The sequence below is a fragment of the Terrabacter sp. AAH1 genome, assembly GCF_054456855.1.
On the sequence record NZ_JBTJJV010000002.1, the window covers coordinates 321,874 to 340,583 of the forward strand.

The 18,710-nt window shown below is 70.9% G+C and carries 18 protein-coding genes; 8 read left to right on the forward strand and 10 right to left on the reverse strand.

Annotation, left to right across the window (positions count from 1 at the left end):
- Positions 1 to 6: 6 nt before the first annotated feature.
- Positions 7 to 1,098, reverse strand: coding sequence for a hypothetical protein (locus tag ACXR8F_RS05445; RefSeq protein WP_458799064.1), 1,092 nt, complete (start codon positions 1,096 to 1,098; stop codon positions 7 to 9).
- Complete coding sequence (locus ACXR8F_RS05450; RefSeq protein ID WP_458799065.1) at positions 1,095 to 1,700, reverse strand: SigE family RNA polymerase sigma factor; 606 nt, start codon at positions 1,698 to 1,700, stop codon at positions 1,095 to 1,097. Before ACXR8F_RS05450 ends, ACXR8F_RS05445 begins: the two co-directional genes overlap by 4 nt.
- A gap of 283 nt (positions 1,701 to 1,983) precedes the next feature.
- Here ACXR8F_RS05450 and ACXR8F_RS05455 point away from each other — a divergent pair, with 283 nt between their 5' ends.
- The 6 genes from ACXR8F_RS05455 to rplI all read left to right on the forward strand — a co-directional run bounded on the left by ACXR8F_RS05455 (position 1,984) and on the right by rplI (position 7,693).
- Positions 1,984 to 4,230 (forward strand): transglycosylase domain-containing protein, encoded by a 2,247-nt coding sequence (locus ACXR8F_RS05455; RefSeq protein WP_458799066.1) that lies wholly within the window; start codon positions 1,984 to 1,986, stop codon positions 4,228 to 4,230.
- A 50-nt stretch (positions 4,231 to 4,280) separates the two neighbouring features.
- Positions 4,281 to 5,648, forward strand: coding sequence for a glycosyltransferase 87 family protein (locus ACXR8F_RS05460; protein WP_458799067.1), 1,368 nt, complete (start codon positions 4,281 to 4,283; stop codon positions 5,646 to 5,648).
- Positions 5,649 to 5,906: 258 nt separating this feature from the next.
- Positions 5,907 to 6,194: a 30S ribosomal protein S6 gene (rpsF, locus tag ACXR8F_RS05465; RefSeq protein ID WP_045189105.1), complete on the forward strand. Its 288-nt coding sequence runs from the start codon at positions 5,907 to 5,909 to the stop codon at positions 6,192 to 6,194.
- Positions 6,195 to 6,253: 59 nt separating this feature from the next.
- The gene (locus ACXR8F_RS05470) at positions 6,254 to 6,871 is read left to right on the forward strand and encodes a single-stranded DNA-binding protein (RefSeq protein WP_045189107.1); all 618 of its coding nucleotides are present in this window, start codon (positions 6,254 to 6,256) and stop codon (positions 6,869 to 6,871) included.
- 112 nt (positions 6,872 to 6,983) lie between these two features.
- Positions 6,984 to 7,220, forward strand: a complete 237-nt coding sequence (rpsR, locus tag ACXR8F_RS05475) for a 30S ribosomal protein S18 (RefSeq protein ID WP_013494395.1) — start codon at positions 6,984 to 6,986, stop codon at positions 7,218 to 7,220.
- 26 nt (positions 7,221 to 7,246) lie between these two features.
- Positions 7,247 to 7,693: a 50S ribosomal protein L9 gene (gene rplI / locus ACXR8F_RS05480; RefSeq protein ID WP_045189111.1), complete on the forward strand. Its 447-nt coding sequence runs from the start codon at positions 7,247 to 7,249 to the stop codon at positions 7,691 to 7,693.
- 95 nt (positions 7,694 to 7,788) lie between these two features.
- Here rplI and ACXR8F_RS05485 read toward each other — a convergent pair whose 3' ends face one another.
- The 6 genes from ACXR8F_RS05485 to ACXR8F_RS05510 all read right to left on the reverse strand — a co-directional run bounded on the left by ACXR8F_RS05485 (position 7,789) and on the right by ACXR8F_RS05510 (position 14,357).
- On the reverse strand, positions 7,789 to 8,223 hold the full coding sequence (locus tag ACXR8F_RS05485; RefSeq protein ID WP_458799068.1) for a DUF6299 family protein: 435 nt from the start codon (positions 8,221 to 8,223) through the stop codon (positions 7,789 to 7,791).
- Between the two features lie 324 nt (positions 8,224 to 8,547).
- Positions 8,548 to 9,579 carry a LacI family DNA-binding transcriptional regulator gene (locus ACXR8F_RS05490; RefSeq protein WP_458799069.1) on the reverse strand — a complete coding sequence of 344 codons (1,032 nt, stop codon included), beginning with the start codon at positions 9,577 to 9,579 and terminating at the stop codon, positions 8,548 to 8,550.
- Positions 9,576 to 11,090: a GH1 family beta-glucosidase gene (locus tag ACXR8F_RS05495; RefSeq protein WP_458799070.1), complete on the reverse strand. Its 1,515-nt coding sequence runs from the start codon at positions 11,088 to 11,090 to the stop codon at positions 9,576 to 9,578. Before ACXR8F_RS05495 ends, ACXR8F_RS05490 begins: the two co-directional genes overlap by 4 nt.
- A complete protein-coding gene (locus ACXR8F_RS05500) occupies positions 11,087 to 11,968 on the reverse strand; it encodes a carbohydrate ABC transporter permease (protein WP_458799071.1) in 882 nt (293 codons plus the stop codon). Before ACXR8F_RS05500 ends, ACXR8F_RS05495 begins: the two co-directional genes overlap by 4 nt.
- On the reverse strand, positions 11,965 to 12,957 hold the full coding sequence (locus ACXR8F_RS05505; RefSeq protein WP_045189119.1) for a carbohydrate ABC transporter permease: 993 nt from the start codon (positions 12,955 to 12,957) through the stop codon (positions 11,965 to 11,967). The genes ACXR8F_RS05500 and ACXR8F_RS05505 overlap by 4 nt, the downstream gene beginning before the upstream one ends.
- 68 nt (positions 12,958 to 13,025) lie before the next feature.
- Positions 13,026 to 14,357: an ABC transporter substrate-binding protein gene (locus ACXR8F_RS05510; RefSeq protein ID WP_458799072.1), complete on the reverse strand. Its 1,332-nt coding sequence runs from the start codon at positions 14,355 to 14,357 to the stop codon at positions 13,026 to 13,028.
- Positions 14,358 to 14,570: 213 nt separating this feature from the next.
- On the opposite strand from ACXR8F_RS05510, the gene iolC reads away from it, so the two are divergent.
- Positions 14,571 to 15,545: a 5-dehydro-2-deoxygluconokinase gene (gene iolC / locus ACXR8F_RS05515; RefSeq protein ID WP_458799073.1), complete on the forward strand. Its 975-nt coding sequence runs from the start codon at positions 14,571 to 14,573 to the stop codon at positions 15,543 to 15,545.
- 304 nt (positions 15,546 to 15,849) lie between these two features.
- A complete protein-coding gene (locus tag ACXR8F_RS05520; protein ID WP_458799074.1) occupies positions 15,850 to 16,443 on the forward strand; it encodes an MSMEG_6728 family protein in 594 nt (197 codons plus the stop codon).
- Between the two features lie 141 nt (positions 16,444 to 16,584).
- On the opposite strand, the gene ACXR8F_RS05525 is transcribed toward ACXR8F_RS05520, so the two are convergent.
- On the reverse strand, positions 16,585 to 17,931 hold the full coding sequence (locus tag ACXR8F_RS05525) for an MATE family efflux transporter (protein WP_458799075.1): 1,347 nt from the start codon (positions 17,929 to 17,931) through the stop codon (positions 16,585 to 16,587).
- Positions 17,928 to 18,638 carry a DNA alkylation repair protein gene (locus tag ACXR8F_RS05530; protein WP_458799076.1) on the reverse strand — a complete coding sequence of 237 codons (711 nt, stop codon included), beginning with the start codon at positions 18,636 to 18,638 and terminating at the stop codon, positions 17,928 to 17,930. The genes ACXR8F_RS05525 and ACXR8F_RS05530 overlap by 4 nt, the downstream gene beginning before the upstream one ends.
- Between the last annotated feature and the right edge of the window lie 72 nt (positions 18,639 to 18,710).

The window sequence follows — 18,710 nt, forward strand, 5'->3', positions numbered from 1 at the left end:
CCAGGGTCAGGGGCTGGGGGCGTAGACGGCGATGAAGCCGGAGCCGTGCGCGGCACGTGCGCCCTGGGTGGAGGCAGTCACCCGCACCGTCGAGTCGGCCGGCAGGACATCGGTGCCCCACCACCCGTAGCCGCGGGTCACGCTCCCGCCCGGGTAGCGGGCCAGACGCATCCCTGATTCGTCGGGCGCGTCGGTGCCGGTGAGCCCCTCACCGGCCGAGCCCCACAGGACCATCGCCGCACCCGGGTCCACGCCGACCGTCAGGTCCTGCCATCGCGGCAGCGGGGCCGAGCTCATCCGCACCTGCGTGTAGGTGTACCCCTGGTGCTCGATGGTGTTCGGGATGACAGCGACGACCTTGCCGGACGCGTCCCGGATGGGCGTGTGGTGGCCGAGGTCGGTGTACACGGCGCCGGCGACCTGGACGTCGGACCCGTCGAGAGGCTTTCCCGTCGTGCGGTCGACGACCTCCACGATCAGGGTGGCCGGCCTGCGGACCGTGAGCTCGGCCCAGCCCCGACCCGGCTCGCCGGGCGTGAAGACGCGCGTCGGCAGGTCGCGCTCGGTGGGCCGGCCGAGGCACGTCGAGCCGAAGTACCCCTGCATGCCCTCGATGCGCACCCGCAGCTCGACCTCACTGGCGCGCCCGACGCCGGCGCCGTCGAGGTAGCACGCGCCGACGAGGCTCACCGACGTCGAGCTGGGAACCCAGTCGACGGCGATCCGGGACTGCCCCCGGTCTCCGATCGCCCCTCCCTCGAGCAGGTCGTCCGCGACCCGGGCCCGCAACCGCAGGCCGTCCTTGGTGATGTCGCCGGGCGCGTCGGGGACCGTGCGGTACGGCATGCCGTCGGCGCCGAGCATCGGCACCGCGCTCGACGGCGATCCCGCGGGCACGGACGGTGCCGGGCGCCCGAGGCTCGTGAGGGCACCGACGGCGAGAGCCGCGACGGCCAGCGCCGCGCCGGCTCCTGCTGCCGCGGCCCGGCGCCGCTTCGTGCGCCTGACCCTGTCGGCGACGCCGGCACGGAAGTCGGGGGCCGAGCCGAGGTCGTCGGCGTGGGTGGTCAGCTCATCGCGGAGGTCGGTGAGGTTCATCGGGCACGCTCCTCGTCGTGTTCGCCGTCGTGTTCGCCGTCGTGTTCGCCGTCGTGTTCGCCGTGGCGTTCGCCGTGGCGTTCGTCGTCGCGTTCACCGTCGCGTTCGTCGTCGCAGGCCGGGCGCAGGTTGGGGTCGATGCGGAGCTTGGCGAGCGCCCGGCTCGCCTGGCTCTTCACGGTGCCGACCGAGCACTGCATGATCTCGGCGGTCTCGGCCTCGGAGAGGTCCTCGTAGAAACGGAGCACGACGACCGCGCGCTGCCGCTTCGGCAGGCGCTCGAGTGCGCGCCACAGGTCGGTGCGCTCGTCGACGCGTACGTCGTCGGCGCGGTGACCCTCGGGACGACGCTCCGGCAGGTCGGCCGTGGCCTCCTCGCCGTTCCAACGGCGCCGCCACCAGCTCGCGTACGTGTTGACCATGATCCGGCGGACGTACGCCTCCGGCCGGCCCTCGATGCGGCCCCACGCGAACCACGCCTTCGACAGGGCCGTCTGGACGAGGTCCTCGGCGAGCGCGCGGTCGTGGGTGAGCAGGTAGGCCGTGCGCAGCAGCCGCGTCGAGCGGCTGGCCACGAAGTCGTCGAAGGAGGCGTGGTCCACCGTGCCTCCCTGTCGTGCGCCCTGTCTTGCGCCCTGTCATCGGCTGCGCGCCGGCGTGCGTCGTCGTCACATGCTGTTCGACCGTCCGGGACGGGAGAAAGGTTGCACGCCCTGCCGGGTATGTCCTGTTCGCCGGGCCGGGGGCGCCGGAGCCTGCCTGTGAGCACCGTGTGAGGGTCGTGTGAGCCACACCCTGCGTTTTGGGCGCGAGGGCATCCGTCGGGTCATACTGGGAGGCGGCTCGGGAGGATCTCTCGGGCCTCATCAGTGAACGGAGCAGGTTGTGACGCAGAGCAGGCGCGAGGTCCGCGCTGCCCAGCTGGCCAACAGCGGCGGCCGCGGGGGTCGTAGGTCCGGCGGAGACCGCAACGGCGGCGCCGGCTTTTCCGACGGCGGCGACGGCGAGGGCCGCACCGGTTGGAAGAAGTGGGCGATCGGCACCCTGAAGTGGGGCTCGATCGCGGCCGGCGTGCTGCTCGTGCTCGGCACCATCGGTGTCGTCATCGCCTACAACCAGACCGCGATCCCTCAGCCGAACGACCTCGCCAACAAGCAGGTCTCGATCGTCTACTACTCCGACGGCAAGACCGAGCTCGACCGCATCGCCGTCCAGGACGGCAACCGCGAGTCGGTGAAGCTGAACCGCGTGCCGAAGTACGTCCAGGACGCCCACATCGCCGCAGAGGACCGCACGTTCTACCAGAACAACGGCATCTCGGTCGGCGGCATCCTGCGTGCCGTCAAGACCAGCGTCACGGGCGAGGCCCAGGTCGGTGGCTCCACCATCACGCAGCAGTACGTCAAGAACTACTTCCTCACCCAGGACCGCACGCTGAGCCGAAAGGCTCGCGAGATCCTCATCGCCGTCAAGATCGACGGCCAGCTCTCCAAGGGCGAGATCCTCGAGAAGTACCTCAACACCATCTACTACGGCCGCGGCGCCTACGGCATCCAGAGCGCGGCCAAGGCGTACTTCGGCAAGGACGTCGGCAAGCTCACCGTCTCCGAGGGTGCCGTGCTCGCGTCGGTCATCAACGCGCCGTCGCTCTTCGACCCCGCCAACGGCGAACGGGCCAAGGCCAACCTCGAGAAGCGCTACGCGTACGTGCTCAACGGCATGGTCGAGGAGGGCTGGCTGAGCGCCGCCGACCGGGCGCAGCGCACCGAGCTGCCCAAGATCCTCCCGTACACGGGGGTCAAGTCGACGTCGGGCCCCAACGGGTACATCACGGCGCAGGTCAAGCGTGACCTGCTCACGACCGGCCTCACCGACCGCGAGATCGACAACGGCGGCCTGCGCATCGTCACGACCATCGACAAGAAGGCCCAGACGGCCGCGATCGCCGCGATGAAGGACAACCTGCCGAAGCAGGTCAAGGGCGGCCTCGTCGCCATCAAGCCCGGCGACGGCGCGGTCGTGGCCATGTACGGCGGCGCCGACTACGCGAAGGACCAGTACAACACCGCGACCCAGGCGATCATGCAGGGCGGCTCGAACTTCAAGCCGTTCGGCGTGCTCGCCGCGGTGCGCGAGGGCATCTCGACGAAGACGAAGTTCGACGGGAAGACCCCGCAGACCTTCAAGGACGTCAAGATCAACAACTTCGAGGACACGTCCTACGGCAAGGTCGACATGCGCCGCATGATCGGTCGCTCGATCAACACCGCCTTCGTGGCGCTCAACGAGCAGATCGGTCCGAGCGCGACGAAGCAGGCGGCCATCGACGCCGGCATCCCGGCGAACACCCCCGGCCTCGGCACCGACCTCACCAACATCCTGGGCACCGCCAGCCCCCACGTCATCGACATGGCCTCGGCGTACTCGACCATCGCGTCGCAGGGCGTGCGCGCCAAGCCCTACCTCGTCAAGAAGGTCACCTCGTCGAGCGGCGACTTCACCTACGAGGCGAAGCCGCAGGCCAAGCGTGCCTTCGACCAGGACGTCACGGCCGACGTCACCGACGCCATGACCTACACGGTCAAGCCGGGCGGCACCGCCACGAAGATCGGGCGCACGCTCGACCGGCCGGTCGCGGGCAAGACCGGAACGTCGGAGGAGAACCGGTCGAAGTGGTTCTCCGGCTTCATCCCGCAGATGGCGGTGTCGGTGGGCATGTACAAGCCCACCGCCGACGGCAAGAGCAGCCAGAAGCTGACCCCGGAGGAGTCGTCGCTCTACGACGGCTCGACCATCCCGGCCAACATCTGGCTCGACTTCATGAAGGTCGTCACCGACAACATGGAGGTCCAGGAGTTCCCGCAGCGCGCCGGTGTCGGCGACGACAAGGTGCCCACCCCCACGCCGACGTTCACGCCGCCCCCGGTCACCACGACCCAGGCGCCGACGACCACGGAGGCGCCGACGACGACCACCACGGCGCCGCCGACGACGAAGCCGACGAAGACGAACGGCACCGGCAAGCCGACGTTGCCGCCGACCACCACGTCGCAGCCGACGATCACCATCCCCCTGCCCGGCCAGACGAGCACCAAGCCCGGCGGCGGGGGCGGAGGGGGTGGCGGCGGGTGACCCCGGCCGAGGGCGTGGTGACCGGCCGGTGAGCCACCGGTGAGACACCGGTGAGCCGCCGCACTGCCGAGAGCGTCGACGACCCCGTCGTGCGGGCGGCCTCCGAGATCATCGGAGGGCCCCGCGGACGGTATGCCGCCGCGCGCGAGCTCCCGTGGCTGCTCACGGCAGCCGTGCTGTCCGCCCTGACCGCGGTCACGGCGGGGCTCGGCATCCTGCTGCGCGCGCCGTGCCTGCGCACCGGGTTCACCGGTGACACGCAGTTCTGGAGCGCCTGCTACGCCGACCTGCCGACCGCGTACCGCGACCAGGACGTCAAGGCCGGCCTCGCGGCATACCTGCAGGGTGGCGACGGGGCGCCGGTCACCGGGCAGCCGCCCGTCACGGGCCTCGTGCTGACGGCGCTCGCGAGCCTCGGCCCCGACGGCGGGTCGCTGCGCACGCGGGCCGCCTGGTACTTCGCGCTGTGGTCGGTGCTGCTGACCCTGCTGCTGCTCGCGGTCGTGTGGCTCGTCGCGTCCTCCGCCGCCCGTCCCTTCTCGGCCGCGCACGTGGCGGTCTCGCCCGTGGTCGCGCTCGCCGCGTTCGTGTCGGCCGACCTGCTCGGGGTCGCCCTCGCCACCGCCGGCATGTGGGCGTGGTCCCGCCGCAACTCGACGCTGGCGGGCGTCCTGCTCGGCCTCGCCATCGGCGCCCGCAGCTACCCGGTGGTCATCGTCATCGCCATCGTGCTGCTCGGCGTCCGTTCCGGGCGGCTGCGCGAGGCGGGTCGCACGGCGGGCTACGCGCTGCTGACCTTCGGGGCCCTGCTGTCGGCGACCTGGCTGCTCAACCGTGGCGCCGCGGCCTCCCCCTACCAGGAGTGGGTGTCGGCCCCGGCGGGCTACGGCTCCCCGTGGCTGCTGCCCCAGCTCGCGGGCCACCCGCTGCCCGAGGGCGCCGTGACGGCCCTCGCGGTCCTCGGCTGGCTCGTCGCGGTGCTGGTCGGTGCCGTGCTGGCACTTTCGTCGGCGAGGCGGCCCGCCCTCGCCGAGGTGTCGCTCGTCATGGTCGGCATCGTGCTCGTCACCGGCAAGTCGTTCACGGTGCAGAGCTCGCTCTGGCTGCTGCCCCTCGTCGCGTGGTGCGCGCTCAAGTGGCGTGACCACCTCGTCTGGGCGGGCGCCGAGGCGCTGAACTTCGTCGCCGTGTGGCTGACGATCGCGGCCACCTCGGTGCCCGACCGCGGCATGCCGCCCCAGTGGTACGCGTTCTTCTCGATGCTGCGCGTCGTCGCGGTGCTGTGGCTGGTCGCCGTCGTGTGGCTGCGCGCCCGCGAGCGCTGGGGCGGCTCGGACGAGACGCCGGGCCCCGAGGCCGACGACCTCGCCGGACCGATGGCCGGCGCCGAGGACCGCCTGATCGTCCGCTTCTCCTGAGCGAGGGCGTGGAGCCGTGGGGCCGTGGGCGGTGTCGGCGGTTCGATTTCTGCGTATGCCGGGTCGCCCGGTAGTCTTGCCCAGTTCGTCGTGTGCCCTGCAGCCTGTGGATTCGAGCCGACCGGTGTCGGTGAGGTCTGCGAGGCTGGGACCCGGCTGGAAGACCAGGCGGGGCCAGGCCCACGGCGGGACGAATGCAACCCTCCTGTCACGAGAGAGACTCGTGACCGCCGAGACCAGAGGAGGTGGGTTAGAAGCATGCGTCAGTACGAACTCATGGTCATCCTCGACCCGGAGACCGAAGAGCGCACCGTCGACAAGACGATGGACAAGTTCCTCACCGTCGTGAAGAACGACGGCGGCACCGTCGACAACGTCGACATCTGGGGCCGTCGCCGCCTCGCCTACGACATCAAGAAGAAGTCCGAGGGCATCTACGTCGTCGTCACGATGTCTGCTGAGCCGGCCACGGCCCAGGAGCTCGACCGCCAGCTGAACCTCAGCGAGTCGGTCATGCGCACGAAGCTGCTGCGCCCCGGCGCCTGATTCAGCTCGTTCACTGAACCGCTCGATCAACCAAAGATCACCCAAAGAAGGACTGGTCCATGGCAGGCGACACCGTCATCACGATCATCGGCAACCTGACCGCCGACCCCGAGCTGCGTTTCACGCCGTCCGGTGCCGCGGTCGCGAACTTCACCGTGGCCTCGACGCCGCGGCAGTTCGACCGCCAGAGCAATGAGTGGAAGGACGGCGAGACGCTGTTCATGCGCTGCTCGGTGTGGCGCGACGCGGCGGAGAACGTCGCCGAGTCGCTCCAGCGGGGCATGCGCGTGATCGTGTCCGGCCGCCTGAAGTCTCGTTCCTACGAGACGAAGGAAGGCGAGAAGCGCACCGTCGTGGAGATGGACGTCGACGAGATCGGCCCGTCCCTGCGCAGCGCGACCGCGAAGGTCAACAAGACCCAGCGCGGTGGCGGCGGTGGCGGCTTCGGCGGCGGCCAGGGCGCCCAGGGCGGCGGCTGGAGCGGTGGCTCCGGCGGCGGCGCGGCCGAGGACCCGTGGGCGACCGGTGGCAACGCCGGTGGCCAGGGTGCTCAGGGCGGCGGCAGCCAGGGGGGCTGGGGACAGCCGGCCGGTGGCCAGCCCGCAGCTCAGCCCTCCGGTGGCCAGCAGGGCGGTGGCTGGGGCTCGGCCCCCAGCTACGACGAGCCCCCCTTCTGATCGAGCAGGTCAGCACCGTCGTGCGGTGACCGCGCCGCACGACACACCCCAGTAGTTCAGAACCATCCCGGGGCACGAACCCCGGGCTCTCATCAAGAAGGAGAGCACCACGATGGCAAAGCCCGTTGTGCGCAAGCCCAAGAAGAAGGCCAACCCGCTGAAGGCGGCGAAGGTCGAGAACATCGACTACAAGGACACCGCGCTCCTGCGCAAGTTCATCTCCGACCGCGGCAAGATCCGCGCGCGTCGCGTGACCGGTGTGTCCGTCCAGGAGCAGCGTCTCATCGCCACGGCCGTCAAGAACGCCCGTGAGATGGCCCTGCTGCCCTACTCGAGCTCGGCTCGCTGAGCCCCGCTCGAGAACAGGAGAACATCATGAAGCTCATTCTCACGCACGAGGTCTCGGGTCTCGGTGAGGCCGGCGACATCGTCGAGGTCAAGGACGGCTACGGCCGCAACTTCCTGCTCCCGCGCGGTCTCGCGACCCCGTGGACCAAGGGTGGCCAGAAGCAGGTCGACGCCCTGACCAAGGGCCGCGAGGTCCGCTCGATCAAGGACCTCGACCAGGCCAAGGGCATCAAGGGTCAGCTCGAGGCCTCCTCGGTCAAGGTGCCGGCCAAGTCCGGCCAGTCGGGTCGCCTCTTCGGCGCCGTCAGCAACGGTGACATCGCCGCTGCCGTCAAGGCTGCCGGTGGCCCCGAGCTCGACAAGCGCAAGATCGAGGTCAAGCAGGCCATCAAGACGCTCGGCTCCTACGAGGCGACCGTCCGTCTGCACCCCGAGGTCGCGGCGACCCTCAAGTTCGAGGTCGTCCCCGCCTGAGCCCAGGCTCACCAGCACCTCAGCAGCACCGTCGAAGGGCCGGGATCCGCATCGCGGGTCCCGGCCCTTCGTCATGCCGTGGTGTGCCGGTGTCGTCAGGCGCGGCGCAGGTTGACCGCCGCATCGAAGAGGTTCCACGGGGTGTTGCCATCGCTGTCGGTCACCTCGACGTGGCCGTGGACCTGGACCCGCCCGGCGCGCAACCCGCCCGCCGGTGCCGTGACCGTCCAGTCTCTCGTGGTCCCGTCGCACGTGACGGCGACCGACCCCGTGGTGGACACGCCCGCACGGGTGACGAGCTCGACACCGATCGTCCCGGGCCCCGACGTCGCCTCGGGGTCGGGAACGATGCAGGAGTAGGTGCCGCCCACCGTGATCCGCCCGTCGGCGAGGACGGCCTGGCGGTCGACGGTAACGGTGCTGAAGCCCGGCGCGCCACCGGCGTGCGCCGGCGCGACCGTGAGAGTGGTCGCCGTGAGGGCGGCGGAGCCGGCGAGGGCGAGGGCGGTGAAGGTGCGCGTGATGGACATTCGTGGATCCCCTTGTCTGCTGGGCTCGTTCGTCGAGCCACTGCCACCTAGAACCCTCGGTGCGCCGGATCGGTTGTCAGCCCCGCCGAGATTTCTTTGGTGCCCCCACCAGTCGAGTGCTCAGTCTTCTGCGTCGGGAAGTGGGCACTCGACGGAGACTGGGCGGGCCCCCCACGAGTCGAGTGCTCACTTTTCGACCCACTCATGAGTCGAGTGCTCGGTTCCCGACGCCTCCGCCGAGCCGGGTGCCCGGTTCGCGTGTCGGAAAGTGAGCACTCGAGTGCTTGGGCGGGGCCCGTGGCGGACTCGACCATGTGCTCTGGGTCAGGCGGAGTCGCGCTCGACGAGGTGCGTGGCGAGGGTCGTGACGCGCGGGGGAGTCTCGCCGGCGAGCAGCCGCAGCAGGGTGTCTGCCATGACGACACCCATCTCCTGTGCCGGCTGTGCCACGGTCGTGAGGCCGACCTTGCCCCGCGTGGCGTAGGGGCTGTTGTCGAAGCCCACGATGGCGACGTCGCCGGGCACCGAGAGGCCCCGCTCCTCGAGGGCGAGGAGGGCGCCGCTCGCCATGAGGTCGCTCGCGACGAAGATCGCGTCGACGTCGGGGTGCTCGTCGACGAGGGTGAGCGCGGCCCGGATGCCGCCGGCCTCGGTGAAGTCGCCGTGCGCGATGCGGTGGTCCGACAGCCCGGCAGCCGCGAGGGCGTCGCGCCACCCGAGCTCGCGGTCGACGGAGGCGGGCATGTCGGCCGGGCCCGTGATCGTGGCGATGTTGTGGTGCCCCCGCCCGACCAGGTGCTCGACGGCGTGCCGCGCACCGGTCCGGTTGTCGACGTCGATGTAGTAGTCGCCGGGGTGGGCGATCTCGCCGATCGGGCGGCCACCGAAGACGACGGGTAGCGAGCGGCCGAGCGAGGCGAGGAAGTGGTCGCCGGAGTGGTGCGAGACGACGAGCGCTCCGTCGACGTTGCCGCCCAGCAGGTAGCGGCGGGTCTTCTCGGACGGCGAGCTCGGGTGCGTCAGCTGGAGGTTGAGCACGTAGTCGCTGTCGTCGAGCCGGTCGCTGATGCCCTGGACCACGTCGGCGAAGTACGGGTCGCCGAAGAAGCGGTGCGCGTCCTCGGGCACGACGAGCGCGATCGACATCGTCGCCCGTGCGACGAGGGAGCGGGCCGCCCGGTTCGGCACGTAGTTGAGCTCGGCGATGGCCTTCTCGACGACGGCGAGCACGTCGGGGCTGACCTTGGGCGAGCCGTTGATGACCCGTGAGACCGTGGCGCGGGACACGCCGGCCACCCGGGCGACCTCCTCGAGGGTGGGTCGCCCGACGGGCGATGCCAGCGTCCCGTCGCTCATGCCTCGGTGTCTCCTGCGGGTCCGGTGTCCACGTCGTCGGTGGCGTCGGCTGCGGGGAGCAGCTGGCGGGTCGCGATGATGCGGGCGTAGTCGAGCGCGCTCGCCTTGGGCGTGCGCACCTGGGTGTCGTAGTCGACTCGGACGATACCGAAGCGCTTCGCGTAGCCCCACGCCCACTCGAAGTTGTCGAGCAGCGACCAGTAGAAGTAGCCCCGTACGGGCACGCCGGCGTCGACCGCGTCGAGGACCGCGCCGAGGTGGGCCCGCACGTATGCCGTGCGCCCCCGGTCGTCGACGAAGCCGTCCTCGTCGGCGACGTCGTCGAAGGCGGCGCCGTTCTCCGTCACGTGCAGGACGGTGCCGGCGGGGCCCGCGTACTCCTCGTGGAGGCGCACGAGCAGGCGGGTCAGCCCCTCCGGCTGGATCTCCCAGTCCATCGCGGTGACGGGCAGGCCGCGCGGGTGGCGGAAGGAGGAGTCGGCGGCCGGGAAGGGCGAACGGGTCTCGCGACCGCCGTTGACGGAGTCGTCGAGGGCGGAGGCGGGCGGCTCGTGGCCGATCGCCTCACCGTTGTAGTAGTTGACGCCGAGGACGTCGATCGGCGTCGAGATGACCTCGAGGTCGCCGTCCATGATGTGGTCTTCGAGTCCCAGGTGGCGGACGTCATCGAGCACGTCCGCCGGGTAGTGGCCACGGAAGACCGGGTCGAGGAAGATCCGGTTCATCTGGCCGTCGACGCGGCGGGCGGCGTCGACGTCGCGCGGGTCGGACGGGTCGAGCGGGTCGGCCACCGTGAAGTTCAGCGTCAGACCGAGCTCAAGCGACGCGTCGCGGGCGCGCAGCTCCCGGACCACCCGGCCGTGACCGAGCAGCAGGTGGTGCGCGGCAGCGAGCCCGTCGGCGGGCGACGTGCGCCCAGGGGCGTGCATGCCGCCGGTGTAGCCGAGGAACGCCGAGCAGAACGGCTCGTTGAGCGTGGTCCACGTGCGCACCCGGTCGCCGAGCCGGTCGTGGACGGCGAGCGAGTAGTCGACGAACCGGTCGACCGTCTCGCGCGACGTCCAGCCGCCGCGGTCCTCGAGCACCTGGGGCAGGTCCCAGTGGTAGAGGGTCAGCCAGGGCGCGATGCCGGCCTCGAGGAGCGAGTCGACGAGCCGCTCGTAGAAGTCGAGGCCCTTGGCGTTCACGGGCCCGCCGTCGGGGCAGACCCGGCCCCACGACGTCGAGAAACGGTAGGACTGGAGGCCGAGCGACCGCATCAGCTCGACGTCGGCGGCATACCTCGTGTGGTGCTCGCACGCGACGTCGCCGGTGTCTCCGTCGACGACGGCACCCGGCGTGTGCGCGAAGGTGTCCCAGATCGAGTCGGTGCGGCCGTCGACGTGCCGGGCCCCCTCGATCTGGTACGCCGCGGTCGCGGCACCGAGGTCGAAGTCCCTCGGGACCGGGCGGGCCTGGGTGACAAGGGTTCTCGCAGACGTGCGCAGCGAGGTGGCGGGGTTGGCGGTCATCCCTTGACTGCTCCTTGCATGATGCCGGAGACGAGCTGCTTCCCGGCGAGGACGAACAGGACGATGAGGGGCAGGGCCATGAGCACGACCCCGTTGAGCACGAGCGAGTAGTCGACGAAGTAGGCGGCCTGCAGCTGCTGCAGCGCGACGGGCAGTGTCGGGTTGCCCGGGTCGAGCACGATGAAGGGCCAGAAGAAGTTGGTCCAGGTCGCGATGAAGGTGAAGAGGCCGAGCATCGCGGCGCCCGGTCGGGCTGCCGGCAGCGCGACCGACCAGAAGGTGCGCAGGGTGGAGGCGCCGTCGACGCGGGAGGCCTCGATGAGCTCGTCGGGCAGCGCCTCCTGGAGGTACTGCGTCATCCAGAACACGCCGAACGCGCTCACCGCACTGGGCAGGATGACGGCCCACACGCTGCCGATCCACCCGAGGCGGCTCATGACGATGAAGAGCGGCACGATCCCGAGCTGGGTCGGCACGGCCATCGTCGCGATGACGAAGACGAGCAGGCCGGAGCGGCCGCGGAAGCGCAGCTTGGCGAACGCGAACCCGGCGAGGGCCGAGAAGAGCACGACGAGCAGCGACACGGTGCCGCTGACGAGCACGCTGTTGCCGAGGGCCTTCCAGAACGGCACGGTCGTCACGACGGTGGCCGCGTTCTGCAGGAAGTGGCCGCCCGGCACGAGCGAGTAGGGGTCGCGCACGATGGCGGCGGAGTCCTTGCTGCCGATGACGAACGACCACCAGAGGGGGAACGCCGATGCGAGCAGCACGATGGTGAGGACGACGTATGCCGTCCGGCCGGCCTGGGCGCGTCGCACGACCCGCGTGCGGCGCGCGCGGCCCGTCGGGCGCGGTGGGGTCACGGTCGAGGTGGTCATCGCTGTCCCTTCGAGGCGATCCGGCGGGTGACGAGGAAGTTGACGAGGGCGAAGACGACGACGATGAGGAAGAGCATCCAGGCCACCGCCGCGGCGCGACCGAAGTTCTTCTGGGTCCAGCCGAGCTGGTAGAGGTAGAGCGTCAGCGTCTGCCACTGCCGGTCGGCCCCACCGAGGCCGTACTGGTCGTACATGCGGGGCTCGTCGAAGATCTGCAGGCCGCCGATGGTCGAGGTGATGACGACGAAGATGATCGTCGCCCGCAGCTGCGGGACGGTGATGGAGAAGAAGGTGCGCACCCGGCCGGCGCCGTCGATGAGGGCGGCCTCGTAGTAGTCGCGGGGGATGGCCTGCATCGCGGCGAGGAAGATGAGCGCGTTGTAGCCGGTCCACCGGAAGTTGACCATGGTCGCGATGGCGAGGTGGCTGGGCAGCACCTCCTTGTGCCACTGCACGGGGTCGATGCCGACGAGGCCGAGCAGGTGGTTGACGAGGCCGAACTTGTCGCCGAAGAGGTCGCTGAAGACGAGCGCCACGGCAACGGGCGCCACGACGTAGGGCAGCAGCACTCCCATCCGCCAGAAGGTGCGGGCCCGCAGCCCGCTGTCGAGCGCGGCCGCGATGAGCAGGGCCGCGATGACCTGCGGCACGCTCGAGAGCAGGAAGATGCTGATCGTGTTCTTCAGGGCGTTCCAGAAGAACGGCTGGGCGAGCACGTCGGTGTAGTTCTTGAGTCCGACGAAGTCGCCCTGGCCCCCGATGAGGCTCCACTTGTGGAGCGACACCCACGCCGTGTAGAGCAGCGGGAAGAGCCCGACGACGCCGAAGAGGATGAAGAAGGGGCTGACGTACGCGTACGGCGAGGCCTTCTCGTCGAGCTTCGTCAGGCGTCGCCGCCACCCCGCCCGCGGGGCGATGGGGGAGCGGTGGACGGGAGGGGGTGCCTCGGTCGAGGAGGGCGTCGCGCGGGTGGGGGACTGGATGCTCATGGTGCGTCCGCTCGTCGGGTGGGGGTCCGGTGCCGGCGGTGGCACCGGACCCCCACGTCAGCGTGGGGTCAGCCGAGGGCCTTGACGTCGCTGACCCACTTGTCCCAGGACTCCTGCGGGGAGGTGCCCTGCTCGACACGCGTCAGCGCCTGCTGCATCGCGTCGTTGATCGCGAAGTAGTGGGTGCCCTTGTAGGGCGAGAGCGTGACGGCCTTCGCGCGGTCGGCGAAGATCTGGCCGGTGGGCGCGTTGTTGAACGAGGCGACCTTGAAGCCGAGCAGGTCCTTGCTCTCGAGGGCTGCCTTCTGGCTCGGGAACGCGCCGACCTTCTTGAAGGCCTTGACCTGCTGCTCAGGGGCGGTCAGCCACGCGGCGAGCTCCCGGGCCTCCTTCGGGTGGGCGCTCTGCTTGGGCACGGTGAGGTAGCTGCCGCCCCAGTTGCCGCCGCCACCGGGGAAGGTGTTGGCGACGTCCCAGCCCTTGACGCCCTTGGCGTTGCCCTCGATGACACCGACCATCCAGCCGGGGCAGAGCATCGTGGCGAAGCCGTCCTTCTGGAAGCTCGCCGTCCAGTCGTCGCCCCACTGCTGGAGCTTGGCCGAGAGGCCGTCGGTGATGCCGGCGGTCACGACCTGGTCGTAGATCTTCTTGACGGCGGCGTTGTCGGTCGCCGTGATGGCGTCGTCGCTCGGGTTCTCGTAGGCGGCCTCGAGCTGGTTGACCATGCCCTGGTAGGTGGCGCCGATGCTGTCGAAGAAGGGGACCTTGGACTTGGCCTTGAACTGCTTGCCGGCCGCGAAGTAGCTCTCCCAGGTGTTGCCGAACAGCTTGGCGACCGACTCGCGGTCGCTCGGCAGGCCCGCGGCCTTGAAGAGGTCGCTGCGGTAGCAGATCGCCTCGGGGCCCGAGTCGGTGCCGTAGCCGATGAGGTGGCCCTCGGCGTCGGTGGCGGCCTTGGCCTTCCAGTCGAGCCAGCGTCCGTCGGTGTCACTGCTCTTGAGGTCGGTGAACTTGTCGGAGAACTGGAGCATCTCCGGCAGCCAGTCGACCTCGACGGCCTCGACGTCGGCCATGCCGCTGCCGGCGGAGAGGCGGGTGAAGAAGTTGTCACGGGCCTCGTTGGAGGTGGCCGCCTTCTTGTGGGTGACCTTGATGTTCGGGTGCGACTTCTCGAACTCGGGGATGAGCTCCTCGTAGCCGAACTGGTTGAAGGTGGCGAGGGTCAGGGTGACCTGACCGCCACCGGCCGGGGTGGCGGCGCCGGCCGGGGCTGCTGCCCCGTCGCCGGCCGAGCCCGAGCTGCAGGCCGACAGGGCGAGCAGGCCGACCGTGAGGGTGGCGAGGGCGACGTGGCGCGAGCGCACGGTGGGCGTGCCGGTCCGCATGGAACGGGATGTCATGGAGAGCTCCTTCGGTCTCATCCCCTGGGTGGGTGTGGGAGCGCTCTCCGTGCGTGGACACGATGTGTGAGAGCGCTCTCACGGGAGAGAATGGAGGGGTGTGGTGCTCGCCGTCAAGACCCGTGACCATTCCGTGACACCGCGCCCGGGCGCTCCGGAGGCTAGCGTGGGGCGCTCAGGCACCGACGAGCAGACGCCGAGCGGGAGGCTCCCATGACGAGCACGACCACCTACGACCTCGTCGCGATCGGGCGGGTGGGCGTCGACCTCTATCCGCTCCAGCACGGGGTGCCGCTCGACGAGGTGCGCACCTTCGAGAAGTTCCTCGGAGGCAGCGCCGCCAACGTCACCGTCGCCGCGGTCCGCCACGGCCGGCGCGCGGCCCTCGTCAGCGCCGTGGCCGACGACGCCTTCGGTCGGTTCGTGCACCGCGAGCTGCTGCAGCTCGGCGTCGACGACGCCCATGTGCAGACCGTCCGCGGTGGGCCGCCGACCCCGGTCACCTTCTGCGAGATCTTCCCGCCCGACAGCTTCCCCATCTGGTTCTACCGCTACCCCGTCGCGCCGGACCTGCTCATCACCGCGGAATCACTTCCGATGCAAGCGATTCGACAGGCTCGGGTGCACTGGTCGACCGCCACCGGGCTCAGCCAGGAGCCGAGCCGAAGCGCGCACCATGCGGCGTGGGAGGGGCGGGGCCGGGCGCCGCTGACCGTCCTCGACCTCGACTACCGCGCCGTCTTCTGGACCGACGCCGACGAGGCCCACCGGCGGGTGAGCGATGCTCTGGGCAAGGTCACCGTTGCCGTCGGCAACGCCGAGGAGTGCGAGGTGGCCACCGGGGAGTCCGACCCCGAGCGGGCCGCCGACCGGCTGCTCGAGGCCGGGGTCGAGCTCGCCGTCGTCAAGCTCGGGCCGCGTGGCGTCCTCGCCGTGACGCCCACCGAGAGGGTGTCGGTGGGGCCGTTCCCCGTGCGCGTCGTCAACGGCCTCGGCGCCGGCGACGCCTTCGGTGGTGCGCTCGTGCACGGCCTGCTCGAGGGCTGGGACCTCGAGCGCACGCTGCACTTCGCCAACGTCGCAGGGGCCCTCGTGGCCGGTCGGTTCGAGTGCTCGACCGCGATGCCGACCACGGCCGAGGTGCAGGAGCTGCTCTCGGACGTCGAGGTCGCCGACGGGGCCTTCTGAGGGCAAAAGAAAACCCGCCCCTGCTGGTCTTGTCGCCGAACTCGGCCAGCAGGGGCGGGTGCCCTTTGACCCGGTGATCCGACAGGGGGAGGAGATCACCGAGTCGCACAGGAGCAACTCACGAGAACGACTATGAACGCCCATCCTTAAAGAACGCTGGGAATGCCGTAGTAGTTGTCTCAGACTCCGCGGTCCGGTGGGCCGCGTCATTGCGTATGAGGAGTGCGGGGGTCGAACCGGGCGCCTCGGGTATGCAGCCCGTGTCGCGTGGTCCGGCGGCCACACCGCACCCGAGGAGGAGCTCGTGCAGACGTTCGTGCCCTACGCGGACTTCGCCCGGACGGCGGGGGTGCTCGACACGAAACGGCTCGGCAAGCAGCGCGTCGAGGTCATCCAGATCGTTCGGGCGCTCACGGTGGCCGGCTACGCGTGGGCGTCGCACCCTGCGGTGCTGATGTGGAAGGGCTTCGAGGAGGCGCTCGGCTCGTACGGCCTCGCGATGTGCGACGAGTGGCTCGGTCGCGGCTTCGGCGACACGTGCGCCGCCACGATCCGGGCCGACCTCGCCACAGCCGGCGTGACCCGCCTGCGCGACTACGACAGCCTCGCGTCGGACGGGGCGCTGCCCCCGTGGCTGGCCGACGAGGAGGTGGTCCGCAGCCACCGCTCGGCGCTCGTGCGCAAGGACCCCGCCCACTACGCCGCCGTGTTCCCGGACGTGCCGCCGGACCTGCCGTACGTGTGGCCGGTGCGCTCGGAGGCGGTGCTCGAGCGGGAGCGCCGCCGCGAGGCCGCTGCGGCGCGGCGGGCCGAGCGCGAGCAGGAGGCGCGGCGTCGCCGCCGCAGTGCTGCTGCCAAGAAGGCCTGGCGCACCCGCCGAGCGTCCACGCCCGACTGATCCCCACCGTCGAGTGCTCAGTTCCCGACACGCCCCCACCGTCGAGTGCTCAGTTTCGAGACGTCGGGAACTGAGCACTCGACTCGGGGGAGGGTAAGCGGGCGGGCGCTGGGCTCGGGACAGACGGCATACGGCGGCGGGTCAGCGCGCGCCGACGACCATCCACGCGTCGCCGCGGGCGCGCCAGCCGAGCACGACGGCGCGGATGACCATGAAGGCCGTGAACGCGGCCCACAGCCCGACGACGTCACGGCTCGGCGACCCGCTCGGCCCGATGGCCCGGACGGCGAGCACGAACGGCAGGTACGCGACGAAGGTGACGACCATGCCCCACGCGAGCCAGCTGCCGTCGCCGGCGCCGATGAGCACGCCGTCGAGCACGAAGACATACCCGGCGACCGCCTGGCCGAGCCCGACGACGACGAGGGCGGCGCCGAGGGCACTGCGCACGGCCGGGTCGGTCGTGAAGAGCGGGGGGATCACGGAGTGGACTGCGGCGAGGAGCAGTCCCAGCCCCAGGCCGCCCCACACGCCCCAACGCACCATGGTGCCCATCGCGAGCCGCACCCCCTCGCGGTCGCCCGCGCCGAGCGCCCGACCGGTGATGGCCTGGCCGGCGATCGCGAGGGCGTCGAGCGCGAAGGCGAGGAACGACCACACCGTCATCGCGACCTGGTGGGCGGCGAGCGGCACGTCGCCCAGCGAGGCGGCGACCCACGTCGTGACGAGCAGGGTGGCGCGCAGGGCGAGGGTGCGCACGAGCAGCGGTATGCCGGTGCGCGCGGCAGCGAGGATGCGGCCCGGGTGGGGGCGCAGCCGGGCCTTGCGTGCCCGGGACCGCGCGAGCAGGACGCCCACGAGGGCGAGCCCCATACCGGTCTGTGCGATGACCGTGCCCCACGCTGATCCGGCGATGCCCCAGTGCAGTCCGTAGACGAAGAAGAGGTTGAGCGCGATGTTGGCGCCGAAGCCCACGACCGAGGCGACGAGGGGCGTCGTCGTGTCCTGCAGGCCCCGGAGCACGCCGGTCACGGCGAGGATCACGAGCATCGCCGGGATGCCGAAGGCGGAGATGCGCAGGTAGGTCGTCGCCTGCTCGAGCGCGGCCGGTGAGGCCCCGAACGCGGCACTGATCGGGCGGGCCCCGGCAGCGACCACCGTGGCTGTGACGACACCGAGTCCCAGCGCCAGCCAGAGCCCGTCGATGCCGGCGCTGATCGCCGAGCTCTCGTCACCGGCGCCGAGGTGGCGCGCGACGACGCTCGTCGTGCCGTAGGCGAGGAAGACGAAGATGCCGGCGGCCGTGACGAGCGCGGCGCTCGCGACGCCCAGCCCGGCCAGCTCGGCGGTGCCGAGGTGGCCGATGATGGCGGAGTCGGCGAGCAGGAAGAGGGGCTCGGCGATGAGGGCGAGGAACGCGGGCACCGCGAGCCGCACGATCTCGCGGCGATGGCCGGGGTGCCCGGCGTCTGCGGTCGGGTCGCTCACGCCGGCGCCCCGAGGTGCTTGAGCGCCTCGCGTCGCGACAGACCGGAGAGGTGGGGGTGCGCCGCGACGAAGGCGAGCACCCAGTCGGGGTCGTGCCGTGCGTGGTCGCGCAGGGCCCAGCCGATCGCCTTGCGGCTGAAGAAGTCCGGGTCGTCGATGTTCGGCTCGATGACGTCCGTGAGCAGTTCCTGGTCGAGCCGTGCTCCTGCCCCGACCTGGCAGATGATCGCCGCGCGGCGCACCCACGACGAGTCGGCAGCCGCCCACTCGCGCAGCCGCAGTCCCTCGACCGCAGGGGCGGCGAGCACGGTGTCGCGCACCAGGTGGGTCGCGATGTCGTCGACGACATCCCACCAGGCGCCCGCCCGGATCAGCCTCTCCCACAGAGGCATCGCCTCGCTGTCGACCCACGCGCGATAGGCGCGGTGGCGCGCGAGGGCGATGGCGGCATACCACTGCTCCCGGTGCGTCGCCTCCTCCCAGAGGGCGCCGATGGTGGCCACCCACTGGCCACGCGACTCCATGGCGAAGGCGGGATCGCGGAGGAGGGGGCCGAGGGCGGCCTTGAGCTGCGGCGCGGTGAGACCGAAGTACGGCATCGTCGACTTCATGTAGCGCTGCTGGCCGGCGGCGCGCACCGGGTCGGCCTGCTGCTCGAGCGATGCCCGCACCGCCGACACGAGGTCGAGGTGGGGGCCGGTCGTCATGCGCCCACGGTAGTCGGAGACAGGTGTCGCGCTCCGGACTGCCCACGGGCCTCGGCGGCCCCGCCCGGCCCC